Genomic DNA, 5700 nt, shown 5'->3' on the forward strand with positions numbered 1-5700 from the left:
TTCAATAGTGTCGGTATCCGTTGACTCGTCATTATCAAACAAGGGCAGGTAGTCAGCGTAACCTTCAGCGGCTAACTGGTCTTTTGGAATAAAGCGTAAGCTGGCCGAGTTAATACAGTAACGCAAGCCACCATGTTCTTCTGGCCCATCAGGGAAGACATGACCCAGGTGCGAGTCACCATATTTTGAACGCACTTCGGTTCTGACCATGCCTAGCGTGTCATCACTATGCTCAGTGATATTGTTGGCATCGAGTGGGCGGGTAAAACTAGGCCAGCCAGACATCGAGTCGTATTTATCTAACGAGGTAAATAAAGGCTCGCCAGACACTACATCTACATATAAACCCGGTTCTTTGTTATCCCAGTAGGCATTGTTAAAAGGGGGCTCGGTACCACATTGCTGAGTGACGTGATATTGCAGTTCATCAAGCTCAGAAATGGCCGCGTCGTTTTTATGGTATATCTTCGTCATATTCGTCCTTTGATTATTTTGCTGTAAGTGTATTGACACATAATCGTTGTGAAAGTGGCATAAATCTTTAGAACAGACGCTTAAATTCTCTCACTAAATCTGTTTGGCGAAACAAGTTTATGAGCAATGAGAGTGCCCTTGATCAGAACGTTTTTCACTTTACGGTGATGGTTTGTCATAATCTGTGGTGATTTTCTGCTTGCAGCAGCTCTGTTGCTGCAATTAGCAGACATATACCATTTAGTACCTTTGTAAAAGTGAGTTACTTTTGTTACCCGATTTACGCACCATCGTTCTTGTTTTAGTCATCACTACTTCTATTTCAGCTATCGCTTTATTTTTATTTTATCGTCTGTTGAAAGACGTGGAAGGCTTGAAATACGCGGCTATCGGCGCAGGTTTTCAGGCTATAGCCTCCTATTTTTTACTGCTTCGAGATAGTATGGATGTCACTCTATCGATCATGGTGACGAATGTCAGTTATTTCCTCGCCTTACTCTTTTATTATCAAGCCTCAAGACAATTAACCGGGTTAAAGCCTGCCTGGCTTTTTCCTGTCTCGTTGATTATATGTTTATCGCCACTTTTTTGGTGGTATCAAAGCAGCCATTATCTAGCAGAACGTATCATTATTTCAGCAACCGGTGTCGCTATTCTTACACTGATGACAAGCTATGTTTTATGGAAAAATGCTAGAAACCTGCCTGGACGATTAGGTATGTCTCTCACTTTTTTGGTGCTGGGAATGATCAGTCTCTGGCGAATAGCCAATATGCTCTACGCACCTGTAAAAGACATCTCGTTTTTGGATTTCAATGCCGCCTATGTGATTTTCTTGATGGCTATTGTCAGCAGCTTTGTCATCACGGTGGGCTTTATTGTCTTGACCTCAGAAAAATTACACAACCAATTGCGGAATGAGGTGAATAAAGTCACTCAGGCACGTGATATTGCTCATCAATCATTGAAAGAACAACAACATTTTCTTTCCATGTTATCTCATGAATTTAAAGCACCCATCGGTGCGATTAAAGCAAATGCTGATGCCGCTCTTATGTTGCAGCAAGTGAAAACGCCTATCGTCGATGAGAGTTTGCATCGGATAAAGCATGTTTCTGAGAGACTGAATGCCTTGGTCGAGCGTTGTTTAAATGATGAATGGATGGCTCACTCGATTGAGCAGGAGGAGAAGGCTCTATACGATACTTCGCTAATTCTTGTTCTGGAGAATATAGCCACGGAATATGACATTCCTCTTATTCATTCATTACCTTCAGGGGCTAATGTGCTCGGCGATGAGATGTTCCTCAGCGTGTTATTTTCTAATTTGGTCTCAAATGCACTTAAAAATGCTCGACACAGATCGTCCGTGTATATGGAACTGATAGAAAGTAACGGTGACTACATTATTCAGGTTGTGGATGATGGCTCCGGTATTTCTGCAGAGCATCGCCCCTATATATTTGATAAATATTTTCGAGTCGAATCCTCTGACTCGGCGGGCGGTTCAGGTCTGGGATTATATTTTGCCAAGCGTATATGCGATATGCATCAGGCTGTTATCTCACTCAGTTGTGAACAACACACTGTCTTCAGTGTGCGAATAGCAAAACATGAGGTGTCTCATGACTAAGCCGAAGATTTTGATTGTTGATGATGATGCTGATTTTCGTGCACCAATTAAAGCGATTTTGACTAGCGAAGGTCTGCTAGTCAATGAAGCTGCTTCAGCACAAGAAATGGATGCCATTCTGAATGATTTTGATGCCGATATGGTGCTGCTTGATGTGAATCTGCCGGATGACAGTGGCCTCAATATTGTTAGTCGTCTAAAGCAAAACCAGCGTATTGATGTGGTGATGCTTTCTGCATTAGGGGAGGTTGAGCATCGCGTCAATGGTCTTACTTCTGGTGCCGATTATTATTTGGCAAAACCGGTTGATATTCGTGAACTTCTGGCCGTTATCAATAATCGCTTTCAAGCATTAACAACACATCAGCCTAAGCAAACACATTCCTGGCAACTGGATACGGTGAATTGGTTATTGATAACACCTGATGGTGAACCTCACCCACTCAATAATAGTGAACTGACCATACTTTCACTATTAGCTAAACAGTCTATGCAGAATCAGGCGACCTCACGTGAGGCGCTTTATAGTGCACTGGGTAATCCTAACTATTCACCTGAGAGTCGAAGCCTGGATTTACATATCTCACGGATGCGCCAACGCTTCAGTTCGGATGACTTTCAATTTCCCATCAAAACCATACGTAACGTTGGTTATCAGCTGACCAAACCGATCGCGATTGTCTGATACAAATTGATACAAAAATAAGCTTAAAAAAACCATTTCTATTGATTAGTGTTTATTCGTTTTTAACGTTTTTTTACAAACCACAAAATTCGTTTTAGTAAGAAACGTTTTCGGTAGACCCTTAATTAAAACAGGAATGGAAAAGTAGTATGAACCTCGCATATCGCATCGTTTGGAATGTCAGTAGGCAAGCATGGATGGTAGCCTCTGAGTTCACATCAGCTAAAGGTAAAACAAAAACACAAACGACCAACGTTCAGACCAAAACGGTCGGTCATGCCGTTGTGTTATCAGCAGCCCTGTTTGCTGCATCACCAATGACTGTGCTGGCGACAGATTGGGATAATGAGGCTGGTGATGGTGAATGGTCAACTACGACGAACTGGGTTGGTGACTCTTTACCCACTTCTGAAGCCAATGTGTCTGATGGTAGTACCGTTTTGATTAGCGATGGTTCAAATCAAAACGTGACTAATTTAAGACTCGGGGGAACTGCGAGTGGAACCGGTAACCTCACGATATCGAATGGTTCTCTCACAACGAACTGGACTACCGTTGCTGATAAAGCAGACACAAAGAATACATTACAGATCGATTCAGCCAATGCTGTGCTTAATTCTAATATGTTCACAGTTGGCGGCACAGGTGATGGTGAGTTAATCATAAAAAATGGTGGTGCTTTAGACACAACATCGATTGATATCGCATACGCAAATGGTTCTACAGGAAAAATTCTGATAACTGGCACCGGATCTAGCTTTACAGTGGATCAGGATGTGAAACTCGGTGTTTCAGGGGCAGGGACTTTAAGTCTGGTTATTGGTGGTAGCTTCAATATACACAACGGCACTGGCACACTCATTTTAGGTGATCAGGCGACTGGAACCGGCAAACTAAATATTGGTGCCGATCAGAGTGATTCAATTATTGTTGCTGCCGGTACTTTGGATGCAGCCACTGTTGAATTTGGTGCTGGCAGTGGCAGCATTAACTTTAATCACTCTAATACTGACTATGTGTTTTCTCAGGATGTGGTAGACGTCAACGGTAATGGCGAAATTAATTTTCTGTCAGGTACTACACGTTTAACTGGTGACTTAGAAGGTTTTTCAGGTACGGCTAAGGTGAATGGCGGTACTCTATCGATCGCTGCGGGTGACACCTTAACTTTGGGGCAGGCTGGAGCAACGGCGGACTATACTCAAACGTTGAATGGCCTTCTCAGGCTGGGACTTATCGATGCAAGTCAATACGGTAAGTTAAATGTGACGGGCACTGCTACTTTTGCTGATGGTTCGAAGCTTGATGTAGATGTTAAAGGTGCACCATCGCTCGCTAATGGGAGCCTTCTCAGCAAGGTGATTAGCGCAGGCACTTTGGATGCAGGCAGCTTTGAAGTGACGGATAATTCATTACTCTATTCATTCGCTGCAGAAAAAGAAGGGAATACTGTCGGCTTACGTGTAACAAGAGATGGTAATACCAGTGTACTTCAAAGCGTCAACAGTGAAGGCTTTAAATCCGGTCGTGGTGCAGCACGTGTATTAGACGGTTTTGTGAACGGCGGCTCTACAAATACAGATATTGCAAACGTGTCAACAGCATTCGGGCGTCTTTCCAATGACCAGAAAATCACAGAAGCGGTGGCCGAAACACTGCCTTTACTGGTGGGTGGCACCACAAAACTCGCTGCCAATACTTTGCACAGTACTAACCGTGTGATTCAAAGTCGTCAGGCCAATACCCGTGGTTTATCATCGGGTGATGCCTTCCTGACCGATAAAAATATGTGGTTAAAACCGGTGGGTAGTTGGACCCGTCAACAAGAACGTAATGGCGTCAGTGGTTATGATGCCGACTCTTACGGTTTTGTGGTAGGTATGGACGGTGATGTTACCGAATCAAGCAGACTAGGTCTGGCTTTATCGTATATGAACACCCGCGTTGATGGTAATGGTATGTCATCCGGTAACAAAGCCGATATTGATGCCTATCAGTTGATTGCCTACGGTAGCCATGACTTAGCCCAGTTTGAAAATGTGGAACTGAACTGGCAAGCCGATGTAGGTATGAATAAAAATGATAGCAAACGCCAAATCAGTTTTATTGGCCGTACCGCTGAAGCAGATTACGATAGCTACACTGCCCATGTGGGTGTGGGTATTGGCAAACGTTTTGAGCTGAATGACAGCAGCACAGTAATGCCAAGCCTTCGTGCCGATTATGCGTATATTCGTGATGAAAGTTACACAGAAAAAGGCGCAGGGGCGATTAACCTTGATGTGGACAGCGTTCATTCCGATGAATTTATCTTAATGGTACAAACCGATATCGACCATCAGTTAAATGATAAGACGACTTTACTGGCTAATATCGGCGTGGGCTATGACGTCATCAATGACGATACTAGTCTGACAGCATCTTATACTGGTGGTGGTACTGCCTTTACTACGGATGGGATTGATCCTTCACCATGGTTAGCTAGAGCTGGTGTCGGTGCCACCGTTAATTTAAACGATTACACTGATATCACCGCTCAATACGATGTAGAAGGTCGTGAAGACTTTTTAAACCAAACGGCTTCTGTGAACTTACGTATGTCGTTCTAAGCTAAACTTGACTGTTCAAGCTAAAAAGCCTCAGCAGATATTGCTGGGGCTTTTTTGTATTTGCTTATTCAATTTGATGCTGATGCTATTGAACTTCTTGTCGTAATTCTGACCAATGCTCTACCCAGCAGCAATGATGGCTCATGCCGGTAATCACTCTGACTTCGGGTTGTTTCGCGTCAGGAAAATGTTGTTGATACGATCTGGCAACGGCCTCAGGCATGATCTTGTCTTCACTGCCGACAAAGTGAATTTGTGGCACATCGGTGAGTTTTTGCCATGCATCTGCCGGGTTAAGT

At 43.5% G+C, this 5700-nt stretch carries 5 protein-coding genes; 3 read left to right on the forward strand and 2 right to left on the reverse strand.

Annotated elements, in window-relative coordinates; translation table 11 throughout:
- The coding region (msrB, locus tag B4K20_RS16170; protein ID WP_289283702.1) for a peptide-methionine (R)-S-oxide reductase MsrB at positions 1-474 on the reverse strand (474 nt) is incomplete at its 3' end.
- Between the two features lie 268 nt (positions 475-742).
- On the opposite strand from msrB, the gene B4K20_RS16175 reads away from it, so the two are divergent.
- The 3 genes from B4K20_RS16175 to B4K20_RS16185 all read left to right on the forward strand — a co-directional run bounded on the left by B4K20_RS16175 (position 743) and on the right by B4K20_RS16185 (position 5401).
- Positions 743-2107 (forward strand): sensor histidine kinase, encoded by a 1365-nt coding sequence (locus tag B4K20_RS16175; protein WP_289283703.1) that lies wholly within the window; start codon positions 743-745, stop codon positions 2105-2107.
- Entirely contained in the window at positions 2100-2792 is a 693-nt protein-coding gene (locus B4K20_RS16180) for a response regulator transcription factor (protein ID WP_289283704.1), read from the forward strand. Before B4K20_RS16175 ends, B4K20_RS16180 begins: the two co-directional genes overlap by 8 nt.
- Positions 2793-2941: 149 nt before the next feature.
- Positions 2942-5401 (forward strand): autotransporter domain-containing protein, encoded by a 2460-nt coding sequence (locus tag B4K20_RS16185; protein ID WP_289283705.1) that lies wholly within the window; start codon positions 2942-2944, stop codon positions 5399-5401.
- Between the two features lie 85 nt (positions 5402-5486).
- On the opposite strand, the gene B4K20_RS16190 is transcribed toward B4K20_RS16185, so the two are convergent.
- Positions 5487-5700: alpha/beta fold hydrolase (locus B4K20_RS16190; protein ID WP_414683397.1), on the reverse strand; the 214-nt coding region annotated here is incomplete at its 5' end.

Source organism: Methylophaga sp. UBA5088, from assembly GCF_002414625.1.
In the GTDB taxonomy this organism is placed as follows: Bacteria; Pseudomonadota; Gammaproteobacteria; order Nitrosococcales; family Methylophagaceae; genus Methylophaga; species Methylophaga marina.

Bases quoted from the DNA above. Each gene is read 5' to 3' on its own strand.
- B4K20_RS16185 (WP_289283705.1), top strand. From the start codon at position 2,942: ATGAACCTCGCATATCGCATCGTTTGGAATGTCAGTAGGCAAGCATGG.
- B4K20_RS16180 (WP_289283704.1), top strand. From the start codon at position 2,100: ATGACTAAGCCGAAGATTTTGATTGTTGATGATGATGCTGATTTTCGT.